This is a genomic window from Clostridium sp., assembly GCF_036642255.1.
Taxonomy (GTDB): domain Bacteria; phylum Bacillota; class Clostridia; order Clostridiales; family Clostridiaceae; genus Clostridium_J.
On sequence record NZ_JAVWDJ010000006.1, the window covers coordinates 133973 to 155822 of the forward strand.

The window sequence follows — 21850 nt, forward strand, 5'->3', positions numbered from 1 at the left end:
TTATATTCGTGAGAAAATCCGCACTTACCACAATAATATGTACTTTTTTTCTTTCCTAAGGCGCCACCTAATAAACCTACTTGCCCTAACAATATTCCTCTAAAATAGTACATTAGTTTTTTAGAAAAAGGATTTTTATACAAAGTATAGAATATATTAAGAAATTTATTAGAATAAGGGGTTATTTTGTATAAATAACAGAGATTATATATAAATTTCATTTGAATTTTAGGGGGGATATCATGAAATATGAACTAACAGATCTTGTAGATATTAATCAGCTTCGAAAGTTGTTAGATAGCTTTTACCAAGCAACTAGCATTGCTTCTGGAATCGTTTCAAGAGATGGTACCATTCTCACCTCAACAGGTTGGCGAGATATGTGCACAAAATTTCATAGAGTAAATCCTGAATCTAAACTCCGATGTATTGAAAGTGATGTATTCATCCTAGAAAAGCTGAAAAATAAAGACATTATTGTGGATTATAAATGCAAAAATGGATTGATAGATATCGGCACACCAATTATAGTAGATGGAAATTTTCTTGCCATTATCTTTAGTGGTCAAATTTTTTTTGAAAAACCAGATAAAGAACTTTTTCGTATGCAAGCAAAAAAATTTGGTTTTGATGAAGAAGCTTACCTAAAAGCTCTAGATGAAATTCCAATTGTCAATAAGGAAGAACAAGAAAAAATCCTTGTTTTTCTTAAACACCTCTCAGAAATGGTTGGTGAGTTAGGTTTGCGCCAATTAAAAATTCTAGAATCACAAAAACAGCTTATGCTTTCTGATGAGCGATATGAACTTGCGCTAAATGGTTCTAATGATGGAATGTGGGATTACAAAATTAAAGAAGGTACTTTTTATGCTTCAGATAGATTTCTTCAGATTTTAGGTTATACAAAATCTGAATTTAACCTTTACTTCCCTAATTATAAGGAATTTATTCACCCTGAAGATAGAGATTGTTTCGTAAAAGAATTGTCCAATCACTTTCAAGGGCATAATAGACACTTTATACAAGAGGTTCGAATTAAAGCTAATTTCGATAAATATAAGTGGGTTTTAATTCGCGGGGCTGCTATTTGTAATGCTGAAAATGTTCCAGTAAGAATGGCTGGTTCTTTGACAGATCTATCTTGCCGAAAAAATGCTGAAGAACAATTAAAGAAAGAACAAACTTTTTCTAAAACCATAATTGATAATGCAAATGTTATAATTTGTGTTTGGAACCAAGATGGTTTTCTATTTCAATTTAATAAATATGGAGAAAAGCTTTCAGGGTATTCTGCTGAAGAAGTTTTAGGTTATAACTGGAGAAATACTATCTTTAAAAAAGAAGATGGCAATGAAATATTAAACTACATTCGTTCATTAAGTCCAGAGATAATCTCAACACAAATAGAAAAATCTTTTGTTAATAAGCACGGTTCATTAGTTACTATACTTTGGAATACTCAAATAATAAAAGGTGAGGATGGCACTATTAAAAATGTTATTGGTATTGGCTTAGATATAACAAAAAGAAAAAATGAAGAGAAAAGCTTAACAGAATTCTTTGCAAATATCTCTCATGAGCTGAAAACTCCATTGAATATAATATTTTGTTCAATACAATTAACTGACTTACATAATAAAAATTCACCTAATGATAGTAACCTTCAATTTTTAAATTGCAGAAAAAGTATAAAGCAAAATTGTTATAGATTACTGAGATTAGTAAATAATTTAATTGATATTACTAAACTAGATGCAGGCTTTTTAGAACTATGTATGGTAAAGTGTAATATTGTTAATTTACTAGAGGATATTTCGCTTTCTGTAATACCATACATTCAAAGCAAAGGATTAGAGTTGGTTTTTGATACAGATATTGAAGAAAAGATCATGTATTGTGATCCTGATAAAATAGAAAGAATTGTATTAAATTTACTTTCAAATGCAATTAAATTTAGCAATTCACCTGGAATAATTTATCTATATTTAAAAGACATGGGAGATTCTATTTCCTTTTCTGTAAAAGACACTGGTATAGGAATTAAAGAGGATCAGCTTAATATCATATTCGAACGTTTTAAACAGGTAAATAAATCTTTTACAAGGGAACAGGAAGGTAGCGGTATTGGATTATCTCTTGTAAAAGCTCTTGTAGAACTTCATAATGGATCTATTGAGGTTAAAAGTAGCTATGGAGAAGGTAGTGAATTTATAGTTAACCTTCCTTCTAACATGAATTTCTGCGCTAATAAAGCTGAAACTTTTAATAATAAGCATATAAGCCAGTATTCTAATGCAGAAAAAGTAAACATAGAGTTTTCTGATATTTATTTTACTTAACATATAACTTGTAGGTTTTATTAATTTTAAGACTAATTTACTAATATTATAATTGTTTTTATAGATAAATTTCTTTTCAAATAATAATGGTACATCAGAATTTAATTGATGTACCATTATTATATTGTATAAATTTACAAAAACTTTAAAACAAATCTAAAAAATACTTTTAAAAAATTTATACATTTATGTCACAAACTTAATCTAGTTATACAGACCTGTACTTTTATGCAAAAAGTCTAATAATAAAACACTTTATTCATCTATAACTGCACAAATAAGCTTTAATTCCACTATAGTTTCTATTACACCAATTGTACATGATAAATTTAAAAGTATTTTTTTTAAGTCACCTTTTCTGTTGTATAAAAGCATTACCACCCGCTTTGCCAGTGGTGATAATCTGAACTAATCCATCTTTACTATTTACTTAAGTTTAAATACATTTATTTGCTCTGTCATTTCTTTTGCCATATAATTTAGATTTTGGGCTGTTGCTGCCACCTCTTCAGAAGATGCATTCATCTCCTGTGAAGATGCTGCAACTTCCTCAGTTGAAGTAGATACTTCCTCAGCAACTGAAGCAGTAGCCTCTATTTTTTCTAAAATAATATTCTGATCTTTCTCAATATTTGTTGATGAGTTATTTATAGATTCTATCTGTGGAATAATCTTCTCAATTGCATTTATCATTTTACCGAATGATTGTATGGAGTTATTTACTTTGTTAATTTGACTTTCCAATTCCACTTCCATACCATTTGTATTTTTAATTATTGATTCTGTATCTGTTGAAATACTTGATATTAGTCTATTTATATTTTCAGATGAAATTTTAGATTGCTCAGCAAGTTTTCTTATCTCCTCTGCCACTACAGCAAAACCTCTCCCTGCTTCCCCTGCTCTAGCTGATTCAATTGCTGCATTTAATGCAAGTAAATTTGTTTGCTCTGATATATTGTTTATTAAATTTGTAATTTCATTAATCTGAGAAATATTCTTTCCCAACCCAATTATTAAGTTAACAAATTCACTAAAGTCACTTCTTAATCCACCTAAAGACTCTACTATCTCTTTCATGCTACTTCCATTTTCTCCTGCCATAGCATCTACTAGTTTAGAGTTATTATCTACATGCCTTATTGCTTCAATAATATTTTCTAATTGATCACCAAATTGATTAAGTACATTTGTAACATTTACTATGTCCTCTGTCTGTTCCCCTGCTCCTTTTGCAACATCCTGTATTGCAGCTGAAATATTTTCAGATGATGAAGACATTTCTTCTGATACTGCTGATAAATCCTGTGAACTACCTTCAATAACTAAAGCTTTTTCTTTTATATTTTCTAACAATCCAGATATTTTATTAATTGTTTCTGCTAACGACTTTTTCATAATTCCAAATTCATTGGTTCCATCAGTTTCTATGTAGATTGTAAAGTCTCCCTTAGCGATAGCTTCAAGTTTATTAATTATATCCTTAGAATCTGCTTTAATATTTCTAACTATAATGGCAGCAACTATTGCAAATATAACTAAGGAAATAGCTAAAATCATCATAAAACTGATTATTGTACTATTGTATATTTTATCGCTATCAGAATTAACCTTATCTGCAACAGTTTCATTATAATCAAATAAACTTTGAAGAGTTACAACTATCTTATTTCCAACCTCATTAAAACTACTTACATCCTCTTCTTTTATTTTCTCACCTTTACTTGTGTAATTATTTACCTTGTCCCATATTTTTTGATATTCAGCATAATATTCCTTAAATTCCGTTAATAGTTGCACCTCTTTATCGTCAACTTTTGATGTTTCATATTTTCTTATATTTTCTTGTATTATCAAATCATACTCTTCTATTTTCTTACCATAATCAGTACTATAGCTTAAATATGACTGATTAACTTGGACTCTTATACTAAGATAACTAGCCCTAATTTTTGCTAAATTCGTAATGGGAATTAACCTATCCTTGTACATTGTTGTCATATTACTATTAATTATTTTAATATCTGTATATCCTATTAGTCCAATAATCAATACCACTATTATTGATAACATACTTAAAAAACTTACTAAATTTGATAACTTCATATTACGGATTTTTCTAAACATATTTTGCTCCTCTCACATTTCGTATACGTGTTTATTTTATCAAACATCATGTTAAATACCAGCATATTTACAATAATTTTACATATTGTACATTTATATGTTAAATTATTACATAATTCTACATTTTTCATTCCACTAAAATAGTGCTTTTGTATCTAAATACGGGGTCAATTAACTCAAGGACAAACTACAAAATTTGATATTCAGTAGTGAGTTATTTGAATAACTTAAACAAAAGGCTATTTTCAGGCACAGTTTGAAGAACTGTTTTCATCTCTCTCTCTTCCTAACATATAAAAACCATGTGGCATCATTCCACATGGCTTCTAACATTAATTCATTATTTCTTTAACTATTTCATTTACTGTCTCTAAACTTAATTCTGTAGCCTCTGCCACTATTTCAACTCAGAAATCCTTTTGAAGTAAGTTTACTCTTCTTCTTCAACCTTCTTCACCTTTTATTAAGCATTTCACGATGCAATTCCTAAACACTTCTATTTCTTACGAATCAACGCTTCTAGTTCAGCACTTTGGAATCTGTATTCTGATTCCACTCCAATTGGCCTTAACTGAAAGCCTGAGCCTGTATAATATATTTCGTCCTGACTTCCATCTTTATAAGTTACTAAATAAGAACTTGAGTATCCAAAGGAATTTTGAACAGGCATCTTTACTATTTCCACCTTATCTATAACTTTAGCAAAGGTTTCTATTTCTTCTTCAGTAAAGGGTTTTCCTTTTTCTCCACTTATACTTGTAATATTTATGCTTTCAATATTTTCAACCTTAAATCTTTTAACAAAATTAGTTTCCCAACTACTTATGTTTACAGAAGTAGATAGGTTACTGAATAAAATAACTGCTAATATTATGGACGCAACTACTCCGCTTAACCTATAAAAAACTAATGCTGAATCACTTGGCTCGGAATCTTTAATTTGCCATCCTATGGATAAGTTCCAAGCTACTCTTGGGTTAAATATTGTGATAACCGAATAAGCAAAGATTATAAAAAGTATAAAATTCATTACTAGTCCTCCCCCTGAACTTTGTTATAAAAATTATACCACATATTACCATAAGTCATAAACCTAGCACACATTAAAGCATGAATAATTTCATTTGGTCAAACCATTTTGGAAAGACATGATCCACATGGAGGTAAATGAACTTGTTAATTTTATTGGCAACGTTGGGTTTTCAGTAGCTATAACAGATTATCTTCTCATAAGACTTGAGAAAAATATTACTGGGTTAACATCATCAATAAATAAGCTTAACACCATAATTTCTACCAAACTTGGAGTTGTTATCGAAAATAGTAATGAGGATAAAGTAGATTCTTAAATTAATATAAAAGATTAAAAGCTGTTTCAAAAGTATTGCAATTACTTTTGAAACAGCTTTTTTAACTTAAATCTATCCTTACAGTTTAACCATTATATTCGTGAGAAAATCCACATGTTCCGCAATAATACGTACTTTTTTTCTTTCCTAGGGCGCCACCTAATAAACCTACTGGCCCTAACAATATTCCTCCCACAGCTGCCTTACCTACACTAAATCCCTTTTTTTGTGTATCAACGTTCTTCCAGTTAATAACTTCACTACACATAGGGCACTTCTTTGGTGCTTTTGACATCCCCTTCTCCTCCTTTTAATATTCTTAATTTATCTTCATAATTAATATTTTTATATGTATTATAGCAGAACTCACATTGTTCATAATACTAACTTAGTAATCTTTTCTTAGTTACTAAAAAAGTAGTCAATAAGTAGGCCACATCCTATTGCAGCATGTAGCCTATTATCTTTATAACACTTACAAACGAATTAGGTAGTCTCTAGCCTAATTGAGCATTAAATGACTTAGATTCATTTATTATGCCATCAATTTCGCTATGATTAACAAGTTGTTCACTATCCTTTTTAACCAATAAATCTGTTGTAGTTAACTTTTTAAGTATTTTTACTATCAAAATACAGGTCTCCGTTGTTTTTACTTCATCCTTTGTAAAATAGTAAAAATCTTGTTTCGTATTAACTATATCGGTTAACTTATTTAGTGTTACTTTAAAGTTTTTATTTAACACCATAAGCTCCTTAGTAACATTATTAACCGTGCTGTCTATGTCCTTAATAAGTTTAATGCTTGTATTCATTTGATTAACTGCTTTATTAACCTTATATGAAACTTCATTGGCCTTTTCTACACTGCTGTTACCCTTAAGTGCTAGAAAGATTCCACCAATTGCTAATGCTGGTGCAGCAACTAGTCCACCAAGAACAGCTGTACCACCAGCCATGCCTAACCCTCCAGCTGCTAGTGATCCACCACCAAGCGCAGCTAAGGTGGCATTAGTAGCAGCAACTCCTGATAATCCAGCTATTGCAGCACCAGTAGACGCCGTTCCAATAGCCATAGTACCACCGTAAGCTGCTAACCCTGCCAAAACCCCTACTCCCAGTGACCCCGCACTAGCACTTAATAATTCACTAGCTTTGAATGATAGACCTCTCAAATTATCTAGTTCTTCTTTGGAAATTCTAAAACTTTCATCCTTAGCTTGATTCTCTAGTATTTTACAATTTTTTATTTTAGTTATAACACTATAAAATTCATCAAAACTTTGCCATATTTCTAGTTTTAACTCGCCTAAGTCTTTTAATTTTTTATTAGCCTGGTTCTCTGCCTTATCAACTTCACTCTTTTTACTGTTATATCTACTTTCAGATGCATCAATAATACTTTTAGCCTCAGACATCTTCTTAACCCCAGAGGCTGTAGTTGTTGCACCAACAACTCCTGCAGTAGCAATTGTCCCAACTGCTGTTGAGCTTGCTGTAGCAACCGATGCTAATCCAACCGCACTTGCAGCTGTTCCGATGGTTCCACCAACTGCTGCCATTGTTCCTCCTACAGCAGTGCCTACAGCTGAAGATGCTATTGCACCAGCTGCTCCTGCTACCGCTGTTCCTACTGCTGAGGAAGCTACCGCAGCTCCTGCTGCTCCTGCTGCCCCCGCTACTGCTGCTCCTGCCGCCGCGGCTCCTCCTGCTACAGCTGCTCCCGCCGCTGCCGCACCAGCTGCAGCTGCAGCGGCCCCTGCAGCTGCCATAGGTAAAACAATTGGAGCTGCTACAATTGCTCCTACTGCACAAACTCCCCCAACTAACCATTTACCAAATCCCATATTCTTACGCCTCCATTTTAAGTAGTTGATTACCTTCAGCTTGCCACTGAATTCCTCTTTCTACCCAAGCTTCAATTTTTTCTACTGAATCGCTTTTTAAACCTAATTTCTTTGCAAGTTCATGGATGAATAGTCTTTCCTTTTCTGTATACCCACCATCAACACTACAAAGTTGAACTGCTTGTAAAATAAAAAATAACTTTTCTTCTTTATTATCGAAATTGATTTCTGGCATAACTTCTTTATTCCAACAGGAGTTAATCTCATTAACTGATTCTGAGCTCAATTGTAATGAAGATGCTGCGTTAAGGAAAAATGTTCTTTCTGTTTCATCAACAACTCCATCTACTTTTGCTAAGAAAACTAATCCCATCAAAAAATTACGTTTTGCTGTTTCTGTTTTTAAAATTTCATTGATTTGCATGATAATCCCCCTTAAATTTCTAATGCTTCTGATGATAGCATTAAATTAACAAATTCTTCTGTATTATGAAACTGTAGATTGATACCGTTATTATCACAATATTTATATAAGGCATCCGTATCTCCGTAATGTATTGCAAGATTAACTTCATGTATATCCGCAACTTGTTCTCGCAATTTTTCAATATCAACACTACATAATTCTGATATGTATTCATCTAGTAATCTATTGGCTTCCTTAATTGTTTTTAGTGATCTATCGAAACAATCTTCAGATATTTTATTTATAAATGATATCAACTTTTGGATTGATTCAGCATGGTCCATATAATATATAAAGGTTACCGATAGTAATCCTGTTAAAATAGTGCCAGCAAAAATTGGAATGATATCTACTAGAACACCACCAATTATAGGTATTGCCGCAATTCCTGAAGATTGTAGAAAAGATGAAAGTGATTGTTCCACAAGTACACCTAAAACAGTACTTGCTCCTGTGATTAGAACTTTTGATGCAGCAATTACCCTCTCACCTGTAGTTCTCTCTTCTTTATCAAAGAAAAGAATTCTTACGGCTTCAGTAATACTAACCATAGCTTGTCTTATTAATCTAACTATGTTTTTAGCCGTTGTTGCAAACATGTTAATTATAGTTGTAGTTATAGAACTGAAGACCCCTGATGTAAACCCTGTCTTTAATGCTTCCAAAACATCTTTCATCTTTAATTTCACACGCTGAAATGCCTCTACAACCAATTCCCCTACTTTTTCGAAAAAGCTTTCAACAGAGAAGTTAGATTTTAGTTGTTTAAGAATATTAGGTACCTCATCCATAACTGTAGCAGCAACTTCTGTAAAAACAACTCCTAATGCTTGTCTTATTGCCATTTGGCCCCCTTGCTTTAACCCATCTTTTGCCATACTACTACTATAATGAGCTAACTTTTTTCTAGCAACTTTTTGATCTATACTTTTTCGTGCCCTCTCATCCGCTGAATGTGCTCTTTCTGAATCTACGTTATAATACTCTCCATTCGTTTTTGATTTATCCTTATTGGAAGTTTTAGCTTCCCATTCTTTTAATGGTTTTTCACTTTTGGATTCATTCATACTTCCATCAATATATGCTGTATTTTTTTCACTATTGATAATGTTAGCCATTTCGTCCTTAGTAAAAAGCATTCTCATATCAGTTCTATCATGGTTTTCCTTTGCAGAAACAATATGTTCTAGATGTGCTCTGCCATCTTTAGGTAATTCTCTTCCTGTGTAGCAGTCATATATTTTTTCATTAGCATTAAAATCCCGTTTTCTACGTCCGTTCATATAGCTTGCTGGTGCATAATCATTTCTATTATATGCACGTTCGCCTCTTTCACGAAAAGTATCATTTGCATACACATGATTTTCCGCATTATGCATTGTTTGAACATTTCCACCATCTTTATCTTTAAATAAAAGTTGATCAAGACCAAAAGCTGTAATTAGCGAGTTAAACATAACGCTTTTATATTGATTCAGCAATTCATTAAATGAACCATTATTATTAAATAAATTTTCATCATTGTTATCATCGTCATTTATGATATTTATACTGGACTCTTCTGACAACTGAAAAGAGTTTAGTGCACTTGTTGTAAATGAGTTAGAAAAACCCTCCATGTAAATTGCACCTCCTTGTTATCTTTATTATAAAACTCCTCATGGACAAATACTGTCCATTTGAAAAAAACTTTTAAAATTTTACTTTTGTCCCACATTTCTCTATGAGTATACATAATTTGCTACTGCTCTTCAATATATTCTACAAAACTGTCCATATTTAGACAAAGTAAAAACTAGTATACCCATAGATTTATTTCTATTTGTAAACTAGTTTAAAAATTTAATTATAGATTAGATTCACTTTAATTTATTAACTGCTTTTAAGTATAACATTCTAAGATAAGAACTTGATCTATAGGTATTTTAAAACACTTAAGAAAAGCCAAATATAACTATATATTGGATGAAATTTCATATTTCCTTTTTAGAGAAAATTGCTACCAAATGTTGTGGATAAATATATAAAAGCACACAATATATGGCTAGCTTAGAATCAAAAATATAATTATGCAATTCTCTCATTTAAGAAGTTTTTAAATCTACTTCTATTTATACTTCTTAATTAAGTAGTATAAACAAACAAATAAATAAATAAATAAATAAAGTTCTCTTCTACAAGCCTTATAATAGTATTCCAAAATAAGCTAACTCCCATTAGTTATAATTACTTCCCATATCCTTTATACTTCTTATAATTTCTTCTCTTAGCTCTACAGGTTCCAAAACTTCAATTCCAGCTCCTTGGCTTAATATCCACATTTTTATGCCACTTCCAAAAATTTTTGCTCTAATAGTATACTCACCATTACTCTCATTAATTATTTCTGCTGTAGGTAATCTATCTAACACTGCTTCAACTGAATTCCCTTTAAATTTAAATACCACGGTCTGAAGCTTTCCCGAATGCATAAACTGTATCAAATTTCTAAACTCCCCTGGTTTGAACCTTTCACTATAATCAACCTTAAAGCCTTCCTCTAATACTTTATATTTTTTTATTCTATCAATTCTATAAATCACTGGATATTCAAAATCATATCCTTTTATATAAGCTGCAAGATAAAAGTAAAACTCAGAAAATATAATTCCTTGAGGTTCTAATATTCTCTTTGATACCTCTTCTTGGAGCTTTCCTTTAGTTCCTACTTTTTTATAATGAACTTCTATAAGTTTTTGCTTTTTAATAGCTTCATTAATTTCCCAAAGCTTGTCTACTATTTCACTTTCATGCTTTGGGGAAACATATGTGTCTAGTTCATTATCTATAGCCAATTTAATTTTATTCTTATCTTCACCATAGCAATTTAAAGTTAATTTATTTATAAGTTCATGAACCTCTTTTTTAGAAAAACCTCGACTCTCTAAAAGAACTTTTGAAATTGCCAAAATATCTTTACCTTTTAAATTAGAGGTATTTTCATCAATTAGAATATGACCTTTACTTTTTCTGCTATAGGCTACTTTGGCATTTATATTATTTTCAAAGAAATACATGTTAATTTCTTGTATATACCTTGAGATGGTTTTATCTGACACTTTAAATTTATTTGATATTTCCTTTTTGTTTATAATGCCACCATTTATTAAAACATCATAAATGTATAATAACATTTCAGATTTACTCATTTTTTCACACCTTATCCTTTGATTATTGCACCATAACTTTATTATTAAACAAATTCTATTGATTTCCTTCTTTTCTTCTTTTGTGTCTGTACATTTCCTTATCAGCTAGATCTATTAACTCTCTAGCTGTTTTGCATAAATTATCATCATATTCTGATAGACCAAAGCTCACACCTACTTTATAGGGTAGTACCGTCGTTTCATTGTATTCTTTTAATTTATTGGTAATTCTATGGCATATTTTTCTAACTTCATTGATATTACTATTTGAAAAGATAATAACAAATTCATCTCCCCCAATTCTAAAAATTGAGTCTGTTTTTCTAATGGTATCTTCTATCATAATAGCTAACTTTCGTAGTAGCCTGTCTCCTTCAATATGTCCATAAGTGTCATTAACCTCTTTAAAATTATCTATGTCTAAGAAGGCTATTGTTACCTTTGAAGATTTTTCTTCACACTGAGCCATAATTTGTTCTAAAATTTCCATACCAGCTCTTCTATTTAATACACCAGTTAAACTATCTAGTTTTGTAAGAAGCTTTAACTCCTCTATTTGTTTTTCTAAAACTTTTATTTTATTTTCTTTTTCTTCTAAAAGCTTAAAAATCTCTGTTGAATCGAAACCTTTGTTTTTCAAAATACCCACCCCATAAATAACTTTTAATTCCTATAACATTATTTTACTTATTATGGTGGACAGAAATTGTCTAGATATAATTATAAAAACTAAATACAACTTTTCATGTTGAGTCGATGTAAGTTTATCATTATAAAACTTAACAAAAGAAAGGACAGTGCATCAAGTTTCTTTATGATACACTGCCCTTATGATTATTTAACAACTGATTTACCACCCATATATGGTTGTAGTGCAGTTGGAATGTTTACAGAACCATCCTCATTTAAGTTGTTTTCTAAAAATGCAATTAGCATTCTTGGAGGAGCAACTACAGTATTGTTTAGGGTATGGGCAAAGTATTTTCCATTTTCCCCATCTACACGAATTTTTAGACGTCGTGCTTGAGCATCCCCTAAGTTTGAACAGCTTCCTACTTCAAAGTATTTCTTTTGTCTTGGTGACCAAGCTTCTACGTCTACAGATTTCACCTTTAAATCTGCAAGGTCCCCAGAACAACACTCTAAAGTTCTCACTGGTATGTCCAGAGTGCGGAATAAATCCACTGTATCCTTCCACATTTTATGGTACCACTTCATGCTATCTTCAGGTTTACATACCACAATCATTTCTTGTTTTTCAAATTGATGAATCCTGTATACTCCTCTTTCTTCAAGGCCATGAGCTCCTTTTTCTTTTCTAAAACAAGGAGAGTAGCTGGTTAGGGTTTGTGGCAGAGAGTTCTCTGGTAAGATGGTATCAATAAATTTACCAATCATGGAATGCTCACTAGTACCAATTAAATATAAATCTTCACCTTCAATTTTGTACATCATAGCGTCCATTTCTGCAAAACTCATAACTCCAGTTACAACTTCACTACGAATCATATATGGTGGAATGCAATAAGTAAAGCCTCTATCTATCATAAAATCTCTTGCATAGGATATTACTGCAGAATGAAGTCTTGCAATATCCCCCATGAAGTAATAGAAACCACTACCTGCAACCTTTCTTGCGCTTTCTAAATCAATGCCTTTAAGTTTTTCCATGATTTCAGTATGGTATGGAATTTCAAAACCAGGTACCACTGGCTCCCCAAATTTTTCAACCTCTACATTTTCGCTATCATCCTTACCAATAGGAACACTTGGATCAATTATGTTTGGAATGGTCATTAAAATGGTCTTAACTCTTTTTTCTAGTTCAGCTTCTTTTACTTCAAGCTGTGCTAAACGTTCAGACTCAGCTGTAACCCTCTTCTTCATTTCTTCTGCTTCTTCTCTTTTTTTCTGAGCCATTAAGGCACCAATTTGCTTTGAAATCTTATTTCTATCAGCTCTTAAAGTCTCTGCTTCTATTTTAGCATTTCTAAGCTCTGCATCTAAAGCAATTACCTCATCTACTAGTTGAAGTTTGTTTTGTTGAAACTTATTCCTTATGTTTTGCTTAACTATTTCTGGATTTTCTCTTACGAATCTTAAATCTAACATTATTTAGCCTCCTATAATAAAAAAATAATATATATGTTTAAGGAACCAAAGTCAAAACTTAACTTATACGTGAACCTACTTTGTTTCCTTTATGGCTTTAAAAGTATACAAATCAAAAACTCATCATGGAATCCTTTAAAGTACTAGAAATAAACTGCATAAATACCTAGTTCTATTTTACATTCTCTCCAATATAGGTTACTTTAAGTAATTTACTAAGAAGAAGTAATGCATCAACCTATATATTTATCAAAAAAATAAAAACTCCCATCCCATATATAATGGGACGGAAGTAATCCGCGTTGCCACCCAAATTGCTGTTATATTAAATAACATGCCACTCGAAAGTAATATAAAGGTTACTAGCCTTTCGATTCATCACCGACAGCTCCAAAAGTGGATAGATTTTACCTTTCACCGATTTGCACCAACCATCGGCTCTCTGAAGAAATTTAAAAATCGTAGCTTTTATCAACACTGTTATTCATATACTATTTAAATAATGCACAATTTCATTTTCAGCCAAGGATTCCTACCTTAAATTTATTTAAGCACTAATGAGGAAAGGAGAATTATCCTTCCAAACTGTGTTTAAAATAAAATTCATACATATATCCTTCCTAAAATGAGAAATCTTATACAAAATTTATTCTATTTATAGTAACATATTGTATAAATTATTTCCAGTAGTTTTTTACAAAAACCTAGGATTCGAGAAGGATTTGTTATTCCTAACATACCCACAACATGGGCAGTTTCAAGGAAATTAAGGCCTTAAGCGTAATCTCTGATTAAATAATGAACAAGTTCATTTTGGTAAGCCACTTTGGAAGGATATTTAACTTGAACAAAAGAATTTTGTTACACCAAAGTTTATTTTTTAGCTGAAGACTCCCACCTTAAACTTGTTTAAACACTTAAACAGTTTAAGCCCTGATAAGGATGGGAGAACTATCCTTCCAAAATGTCGTTAAAGTTACAGCAAGCTCCTTAGATTTAACAACACAATACCCAGATTTATATCGAAGCAAGTATCTTTGTAAGGAAAAGAATTTTTATAGTATTAGGTTTATTTACTTTGCGTTAGGAAAGAAGAGTGATTGTCCAAATTTATCCTTACCGAATTCCCCTATATCCTTTTGAACATTTTCCGAAAGAATCCATTTTATAAAGCTCTGGGCACCCTCCACATTAGTATTGCTGCTTTTGTTAGGATTTACAGCAATTACCCCATACTGATTTCTTAGTTTGCTGTCACCTTCAACTATTATTTCTAATTCAGTTTTGTCCTTCATTGATAAATATGTTGCTCTATCTGATATTGTATATGCTGACTTTTCATCCGCCAATTGCAGCACAGCACCCATACCTTGTCCAGCAGAGAGATACCAATCACCTGAAGGTGTTATGTTTACACCCTTCCAAAGCTTTTTCTCTGCTGAGTGAGTTCCAGATTCATCTCCTCTGGAAATAAATTTGTTTTGATTTTTGCTTATATCTTCAAGTGCTTTGGCTATGTCAGTACCTGCACTTTCTTTTATTTTACCAGGGTCACTTTTAGGTCCAACTAATATAAAATCATTGTACATTACATCAAATCTTTCAAGTCCATGGCCTGCCTTCACAAATTCCTCTTCCTGAGCTTTGGCATGAACTAGCAATACATCTGCATCGCCACTTTCACCTAATTTCAAAGCCTGACCTGTTCCCACTGCAACAGTTTTCACATCAATTCCAGTTTCCGCAGTAAACTTTGGTAATATATAATCTAAAAGACCACTGTCCTGAGTACTTGTTGTTGTTGCCATTGTTATAGTTTTATTTGTCAGCTTGTCCCCTTCTTTAGTAGCAGCCTCTTTATTATTGCAGCCAGTGAAGGTTAAAGAAACCGATGCTGCCATCACCAAGCTTGTTATCACCGATAGGAACTTTCTTTTCATGATTAATCCCCCTCCCCTATGGTCTACACACCATAAGTAATAACACTGTTAGGTAACATAGACTCGGAGTTATTTTATTTTCTTAATATTACCATTTATATACACAATTGTAAACATATATACATTGTGATAATGCAATGAACTAAACCCTAAAAAATTTCTAATAGCTCTCTATATAGATAGAAGTTATATTTAATTTTAAAAATAAAAATTTTAAAATTCATAGATATATACTATAATATAAATATTATAAAGTTCGAGTGAGGTAATCTTATATATGAATAACAAATTAACAGCAGAAAATTTAAAGAAATTAGAAGAAGAATTAGAATATAGACTTACTGTGAAAAGAGCTGAAATTGCAAAGGAAAAGATGGAAGCTGCTGCCCATGGTGACAGGTCTGAAAATGCAGAATATAAAGAAGCCTGTGCAAACTATAGGGAAAATGATAATAGAATTCAGTATTTATTAACTATGATTACAACTTCTACTGTGATAGACGATGCTGGGTTAGATAAATCAGTTTTAGGAGTTAACAGTAAGGCTAGAGTTAAATTTATTGAGGATGAATTTGAAACTATTGTTACCCTAGTAACTACTTTGGATGTAGACCCAGAAAATATGTTTATAAGCATAGAATCCGATTTAGGAAAAGCACTATCTGGCAAAAAAGCTGGGGATACAGTTGTAGTAACTGCTCCAGGGGAAACCTATGAAGTAGAAATACTAGAGCTGCTATAAAAATTTTTATTCATAAGCTTCTACAAGTATTCAATATTATTATATTAGCTTCAGGTATGATGCCAATGTTTTCACTGAGAGTATATTGGAATAATAGGCTTTCATTTAATAACTTAATTTTCAATTCTAATTATCTAAAAAACACAGAAAATATTTATAATAGAGCAAAAAATAAGTAAAAGAATTAAATATATATAAGGTAACATTGCTGAAGAGTGCTAGACCCTGTAGCAAGTTAGCTGCAATATATTTAATTCTTTTTAAGTTACGTTTACTGTGATATGCTTTTCGTCAGGGCCTTACCCATATTCTAGAGTAGTGCCGTTAATTTTTAATGCAATACTTATAATTTCATTTCATAAACTATAGCATTTTTCATTTTAAATGGTGTTCTTTTTATACAAGAATTACCTATAAATTTAACATTAGAATCTTCTTTAATAATCTTATTTATTGCTTCTCCATAGGTGATTTCTTCTTCAAAAGTTATGGGGTTAGAAGAAGCAAAACCTAACTGTTCAAAAGCAGTAGTTGTCTTTCCACAAATATGAACTACCGCATTGCTTAAATATGGTTCTACCCTTTTTAAAATATTATAAGTAATCTTTCCACTATAATCTTTATAAACCTTAGGTCCTACAATATCCAATGACCCTACAGGATCTCCATAGGATATTATTTTTGCACCTCTTTTTATTCCTTCACAAATGTAATCTACAAGGTTATCTTCTATAACTTTAAAAAATCTTTCTACTATTTCTTTATTCTTTCTTATACCTCTATAAAATATGGTAGGATCAATCAAGGAGGATACTATAGTAAAAGGTCCCTCAACACTTAATACCGCAAGTTCACCTTGATTTTCAAGTAACTCTACTGCATCTAATACTTCTTTTATTCTCCCCTTGGTAAAATCAAGTTTTTTTACATTCTCTAGCTCCTCGATAGAAGTAAAGGCATAGCTTTCTACTCTAGGACCAAGCTTCATATCTCCAAGTTTTATATTTGCACCTAAAGCTTCTGCTTCCACCGTTACACAAAAAGGTACTCTACATATGCTATCTTTTTTATATTTTTTTAGCTCTTTTGATAGTAAAACCATATCCTCTTTGTTTTCATGAGCTTTAGGAAAAGTTAATCCTGTACTTTGTACTATAATTTCAGGTATTTCCTCTAGGTTATCACCTTGGCATTTAAATCCAATTTTATTTTCCATTATTTTACCATCCCATCATATATATAATTTCACCTATCACAATACTTATCCCTTGAACTATTAATATTATCTTTATAGTTTTTTTCAATGGCAGTTCTTTTGCGATAATTAATATTCCATAACCTGTATTGGCACAAAGCCCTGCAACTAACGGCCCCAAACCTATAGCACCTTTAATAAAGCCTTCAGCTAAAACTAAAGAAGATGCACAGCTTGGAATCATACCAATTAAGGATGCATATATAGGTTGAAGAAAGCTATTTCTTCCTAGAACCCCATAAAAGGCTTCTTGTCCAAAATGCTCTATACCAAAATTAATAATAAAAACTGTTATTATTAAAAATACAGTGATTCTTCCAGTATGAATTAAATTATGAACTAATATATTTTTATGCTTTCTACACATAGGACAATCACAATTAGCATCACAAACTCTAATTCTATTTCTCTTTTCTTTAATAAGTTTATTTATTGTAAATCCTGCTGCCATAGCTATAATTATTTTAACTACAACTAAACCTATCACAAAACCAAATTTATCTGGATGAGCTCCAATAATAATTAACGCTTCATCAGAGCTTGAAATAAAAACAGCTATTAACATCCCTAAAGTTATATGCCCATTGCTATAAAGCTTTGCCATAGCTACTGGTATTCCACATTGAGGTATAATCCCAAATAAACTTCCCCCTAGAAAATCATATTTAGAAATTTTATCAATAAATTTATTATTATTATTTGCTTTTTCCATAAAATAGTCTATTGCTAAAAATATTAAAAATAGAAGTGGTACTACTTTGATTGTATCTCTTATGCTATCTATTAGAATTTCAACCAATTAAATATCCCCCCACCTTTAGCCTTGAAAAGATTTTTTATTTCTTCTTCATTTAGGTTTTTTCCAATTATACAAGCCTTACCACTAGATTTAGTGGAATTTTCATTTATAATATATTGTCCATTAGTGTAGCTAAAGTCTAAATATCCTTTTTCACCTTTTAAAAATCCTTTTCCTCTTAATACTTCGCCAAAGGTAGAATCTTTAAGTTTACTTAATAAATTACCAAGCTCTTCTTTAGTAAATTTTCTCGAAGTCTCGATACCAATAGCTTTAAACTCATTTTCACTGCATGGTTTATACTCAGTATAAAATAAATCTTTAAAATCTAAATTCAGATTTTGTACTAAAAGTTCTTTTACCTCTCCTGATGAAAAGCTATTCCAATCACTTGAGATAATTTCAGCATTTTCATTTAACTCTCTAAGTGACCTTTTTACTTCCTGAAGCTTATCCTCTTCTACAAATTGACTTTTACTTAAAATTAAAGCTTCTGCATTAATTATTTGATCCTCAAAAAACTCCCCAAAAGCATCACACTGTTTCATGTAATTTTCACTATCAATTACAGTAAGCAATGAATTTATATGGCAGCTTCTTGATATTTCTTCTGATCTTAAGATATCAATTATCTCACTTAAAATACTAATACCTGTTGGTTCAATTATTATTCTCTCTGGATTAAATTCTTTAATTACTCTATTAAGCACCATTTCAAAGTCCTTTTTCATTATGCAGCAAATACAACCACTACTAATTTCAAAAACCTCAAAACCATCTCTTTCCACTAAATCACCATCAATACCTATTTCACCGAATTCATTTTCGATAAGAACTACTTTTTCATTTTCATAAGCCTTTAGAAGTTTTCTAATTAATGTAGTTTTACCTGCGCCTAAAAATCCTGATATTACATCTATTTTTATCATATTTCACCTCATAGCTATGCCGAGTTAAAATCCCAGAGCTTCTACAAAATACTCTTGAAACTTTTCTTTAGTTGATAGTTCTAGCACCTCTATATTTCCTTTAAAACTTTCAATTGTATTTAAAACCTCTTTATTAATTAAAGCAAGCCTAGCCCCTTCTACAGAAGAGTTACCAACAAAGGTTATATCCCCATTAAAGCCTTTTGGTATAAGTCCAATAATTTTAATACTACTTGGATTAATGTGATATCCAAAAGCTCCTGCAATTACAACTTCTTTAATATCTTCTATTACAATGTTAATCTCACTTAAAAGCATTGTAACTCCCGTAGCTATTGCTCCTTTTGCCAGTTGTATCTGCCTAATATCCTTTTGAGATAAATATATATCTTCCGTGATATAAAACCTTTTATCTTTTAGTTTGCTGCTTATTCTTTCATCTAGCTTATTATTAAACCTACCACTTGGTAGCACAATGTTTCTTTCTACTAAGCTAGCTGTTATATCGATTAAACCACTACCACATATACCTTTAGGATTTCTGTCACCAATAGTTGTAAAGTTAATATTAAAATTCTCATCAATATTAAAAGTATCAATGGCGCCTTCCTCAGCTCTGCAGCCACAAGATATATTCATGCCCTCAAGGGCTGGCCCAGCTGCAGTAGAGGTAGCTACTAGTTTGCCCTCAGAAATAGCTACAATTTCTCCATTAGTTCCTATATCAATAAAAACAGAATCCTTACTTTTCTTATGAAAATCTGTTGCTGCAATTCCTGATAATATGTCTGCTCCTACATATGAAGATGCAGAAGGGAGCAAGGTTATAGTACCTTCTCTGTTTATATCTATATTAAGCTCAGAAGCCTTAATTTCAAGTTTATCCAAAAACACTGCTCGATAAGGTGCTTTAGCAATAGAAGAAGGATTAATTCCAGCAAACAAATGAAGCATTGTTGTATTTGCTGCGATGATTATTTTATAAATGTTTTCTATTCCATAGCTTTTACCTACCAATTCTTTAACTATCTCATTGATTTTACTTACTATACTGTGTCTTAAAATCTCGGTTCCATCTTCATTATTTATAGCAAAAGTAATTCTCGTCAGTACATCTCCACCATATTCTGTTTGTGGATTTAAGCAAGAGACTTTATTTAATATTTCTCCACTTTCTAAATTTACAAAATAGGCGGAAATTCCTGTAGTACCAATATCTACAGCTACACCTAATACATCATTAAATTTTTCTTGAATGTCTATTAAAGATTTCCCACAAATCACTCCATAAGCGTTACTGAACTCTCCTCTCTCTAGTGCTGCGATTTTTTCTAGAACTTGAGTAGAATTTACTTTGTACCCTACCTCTTCTGAAAAAGGATTATTACTATCTCTTTTAATACTATTTAATTCTATTTTTTTTATTTCAGGGTCTACATTAACTTCAATTGAGTATCCTCTATTTATAGTCTTTAAAGTTGTATTTTTATTTAATAATTCTACTTCTATATCTCCACAGACTTTAGCTAAACATGCAAGCCTTATATCTTTTTCACCTTTTATAAAAGCTTTCTCTTCCAGTGATGGTTCAGATAACTCTCCAAGTGCTTTAACCTTACACTTTCCACAAAGCCCCATGCAGTTGCATGGGGTCTCTATGGAAAGGTTGGCTATTCTTATACATTCTGATAGTTTAGTACCTGGTTGTACCTCTAAAGTAATATTTTCATTTTTAAACTTTACTAAAGCCATTAAATGTATTTTCCTTTCTTTACGTAATCCGTCATTGTTTTTAAATTTTCAACGGAAGTTGCCATACTTAATCCACAGGCAGGTGACACTATATCAACTCCTGAGTCAATGCAGTTTTTTGTGATAGAAACAATCTTTTCTTTTTCACCAGTGTGAAGGAGCTGAGTGCTAACATTACCCATAAGTCTTGTAGTTATATTAGCCTTTGCATATCTCATATTAACCATGGAATCAAAACTTAGTGCATCTGCCCCTATCATATTAAGTCCATGAACTATAGTTTTTGCATTTCCGCAGATATGAACTATTACAGGGATATTGTAGCTATGAATTACATCTATAAGTTCTTTGTATAAGGGTACAGCAAATTTTTCAAAGTTCTTTCCACCTAGTATTTCACCAGTAGCAGTGGGGTCAGAAATTGCTATAACATCCGCCCCAGCTTTAATTATTTCTTTTGCATATTCTATTAGATAACTATTGATATACTTAAAAAAGCTGTATGCTCTTTCTGGTTCTTTTCTAAGCATCTTTAAAATCCCTAGAGGGTCCACCGCTGAGGTAGCCGTACTAATATGTCCAGTTATATTACCTATAACTGGTACAGAATCATTTTTCAGTTCTTTTATAGCATCAAGAACCACTTTCATCCTATATTCCTTAAATGGGACTACAGTATATTTCCCCATGATTTCTTCCAAGGGCTCATTATTATATTCTATTACTCTTTCTTCAACCTCTTTATTACCTATCTGAACTTTAGCTCCAAGTGGTTCTGCTTCAACAATCATAGCAAAAGGTACTCCATAGTTTTCAAAACCAGCTAAATCGTATATTTTTCTTGAAGCTCTTGCCATAGCTTTATAATCCAGATTATGATTTTCTTCTATATCCTCAAGGATTTCTGTAACACAAGCACTCATCATTCCCCCTGGGCAAATAACTGGAGGCCTATCTACACTCTCTCCTTTTAACACCTTTAAAAGTCTTTCTTTTTCATTCAAG

General features: G+C 31.5%; 18 protein-coding genes and 1 other annotated feature. Of the genes, 3 read left to right on the plus strand and 15 right to left on the minus strand.

What is annotated here, in order from left to right:
- The first annotated feature begins 242 nt into the window (after nucleotides 1–242).
- Complete coding sequence (locus RR409_RS05040; RefSeq protein ID WP_332556636.1) at nucleotides 243–2339, plus strand: PocR ligand-binding domain-containing protein; 2097 nt, start codon at nucleotides 243–245, stop codon at nucleotides 2337–2339.
- A 426-nt stretch (nucleotides 2340–2765) separates the two neighbouring features.
- Here RR409_RS05040 and RR409_RS05045 read toward each other — a convergent pair whose 3' ends face one another.
- Nucleotides 2766–4466 carry a methyl-accepting chemotaxis protein gene (locus tag RR409_RS05045; RefSeq protein WP_332556637.1) on the minus strand — a complete coding sequence of 567 codons (1701 nt, stop codon included), beginning with the start codon at nucleotides 4464–4466 and terminating at the stop codon, nucleotides 2766–2768.
- A gap of 496 nt (nucleotides 4467–4962) precedes the next feature.
- Nucleotides 4963–5496 carry a hypothetical protein gene (locus tag RR409_RS05050; RefSeq protein WP_332556638.1) on the minus strand — a complete coding sequence of 178 codons (534 nt, stop codon included), beginning with the start codon at nucleotides 5494–5496 and terminating at the stop codon, nucleotides 4963–4965.
- Nucleotides 5497–5623: 127 nt separating this feature from the next.
- On the opposite strand from RR409_RS05050, the gene RR409_RS05055 reads away from it, so the two are divergent.
- A complete protein-coding gene (locus RR409_RS05055) occupies nucleotides 5624–5815 on the plus strand; it encodes a YvrJ family protein (RefSeq protein ID WP_332556639.1) in 192 nt (63 codons plus the stop codon).
- A gap of 85 nt (nucleotides 5816–5900) precedes the next feature.
- Here the strand turns inward: RR409_RS05055 and RR409_RS05060 are convergent, their stop codons facing one another.
- From RR409_RS05060 to RR409_RS05095, 8 genes are all read right to left on the minus strand, one after another.
- Complete coding sequence (locus tag RR409_RS05060) at nucleotides 5901–6110, minus strand: hypothetical protein (RefSeq protein ID WP_332556640.1); 210 nt, start codon at nucleotides 6108–6110, stop codon at nucleotides 5901–5903.
- Nucleotides 6111–6312: 202 nt separating this feature from the next.
- On the minus strand, nucleotides 6313–7662 hold the full coding sequence (locus tag RR409_RS05065; protein WP_332556641.1) for a hypothetical protein: 1350 nt from the start codon (nucleotides 7660–7662) through the stop codon (nucleotides 6313–6315).
- Between the two features lie 4 nt (nucleotides 7663–7666).
- The gene (locus tag RR409_RS05070) at nucleotides 7667–8086 is read right to left on the minus strand and encodes a DUF533 domain-containing protein (RefSeq protein ID WP_332556642.1); all 420 of its coding nucleotides are present in this window, start codon (nucleotides 8084–8086) and stop codon (nucleotides 7667–7669) included.
- Nucleotides 8087–8097: 11 nt separating this feature from the next.
- Nucleotides 8098–9747, minus strand: a complete 1650-nt coding sequence (locus RR409_RS05075) for a hypothetical protein (RefSeq protein WP_332556643.1) — start codon at nucleotides 9745–9747, stop codon at nucleotides 8098–8100.
- Nucleotides 9748–10344: 597 nt separating this feature from the next.
- Nucleotides 10345–11316 carry a WYL domain-containing protein gene (locus RR409_RS05080; RefSeq protein WP_332556644.1) on the minus strand — a complete coding sequence of 324 codons (972 nt, stop codon included), beginning with the start codon at nucleotides 11314–11316 and terminating at the stop codon, nucleotides 10345–10347.
- A 55-nt stretch (nucleotides 11317–11371) separates the two neighbouring features.
- A complete protein-coding gene (locus RR409_RS05085) occupies nucleotides 11372–11956 on the minus strand; it encodes a GGDEF domain-containing protein (protein WP_332556645.1) in 585 nt (194 codons plus the stop codon).
- Between the two features lie 194 nt (nucleotides 11957–12150).
- Nucleotides 12151–13428: a serine--tRNA ligase gene (gene serS / locus RR409_RS05090; RefSeq protein WP_332556646.1), complete on the minus strand. Its 1278-nt coding sequence runs from the start codon at nucleotides 13426–13428 to the stop codon at nucleotides 12151–12153.
- A gap of 279 nt (nucleotides 13429–13707) precedes the next feature.
- Nucleotides 13708–13912, minus strand: a binding site (T-box leader).
- Between the two features lie 589 nt (nucleotides 13913–14501).
- Nucleotides 14502–15368 (minus strand): extracellular solute-binding protein, encoded by an 867-nt coding sequence (locus RR409_RS05095; protein ID WP_332556647.1) that lies wholly within the window; start codon nucleotides 15366–15368, stop codon nucleotides 14502–14504.
- A gap of 277 nt (nucleotides 15369–15645) precedes the next feature.
- On the opposite strand from RR409_RS05095, the gene RR409_RS05100 reads away from it, so the two are divergent.
- Nucleotides 15646–16110 (plus strand): GreA/GreB family elongation factor, encoded by a 465-nt coding sequence (locus RR409_RS05100; RefSeq protein WP_332556648.1) that lies wholly within the window; start codon nucleotides 15646–15648, stop codon nucleotides 16108–16110.
- 343 nt (nucleotides 16111–16453) lie between these two features.
- Here the strand turns inward: RR409_RS05100 and RR409_RS05105 are convergent, their stop codons facing one another.
- From RR409_RS05105 to RR409_RS05125, 5 genes are read right to left on the minus strand one after another with little or no spacing between them, the layout of a single operon-like run.
- On the minus strand, nucleotides 16454–17326 hold the full coding sequence (locus RR409_RS05105) for a uroporphyrinogen decarboxylase family protein (RefSeq protein WP_332556649.1): 873 nt from the start codon (nucleotides 17324–17326) through the stop codon (nucleotides 16454–16456).
- A 4-nt stretch (nucleotides 17327–17330) separates the two neighbouring features.
- Nucleotides 17331–18164: a putative manganese transporter gene (locus RR409_RS05110; RefSeq protein ID WP_332556650.1), complete on the minus strand. Its 834-nt coding sequence runs from the start codon at nucleotides 18162–18164 to the stop codon at nucleotides 17331–17333.
- On the minus strand, nucleotides 18149–19093 hold the full coding sequence (locus RR409_RS05115; protein WP_332556651.1) for a GTP-binding protein: 945 nt from the start codon (nucleotides 19091–19093) through the stop codon (nucleotides 18149–18151). The genes RR409_RS05110 and RR409_RS05115 overlap by 16 nt, the downstream gene beginning before the upstream one ends.
- Nucleotides 19094–19117: 24 nt before the next feature.
- Complete coding sequence (locus RR409_RS05120; RefSeq protein WP_332556652.1) at nucleotides 19118–20845, minus strand: ASKHA domain-containing protein; 1728 nt, start codon at nucleotides 20843–20845, stop codon at nucleotides 19118–19120.
- Nucleotides 20845–21849, minus strand: coding sequence for a uroporphyrinogen decarboxylase family protein (locus RR409_RS05125; RefSeq protein ID WP_332556653.1), 1005 nt, complete (start codon nucleotides 21847–21849; stop codon nucleotides 20845–20847). The genes RR409_RS05120 and RR409_RS05125 overlap by 1 nt, the downstream gene beginning before the upstream one ends.
- Nucleotide 21850 lies beyond the last annotated feature (1 nt).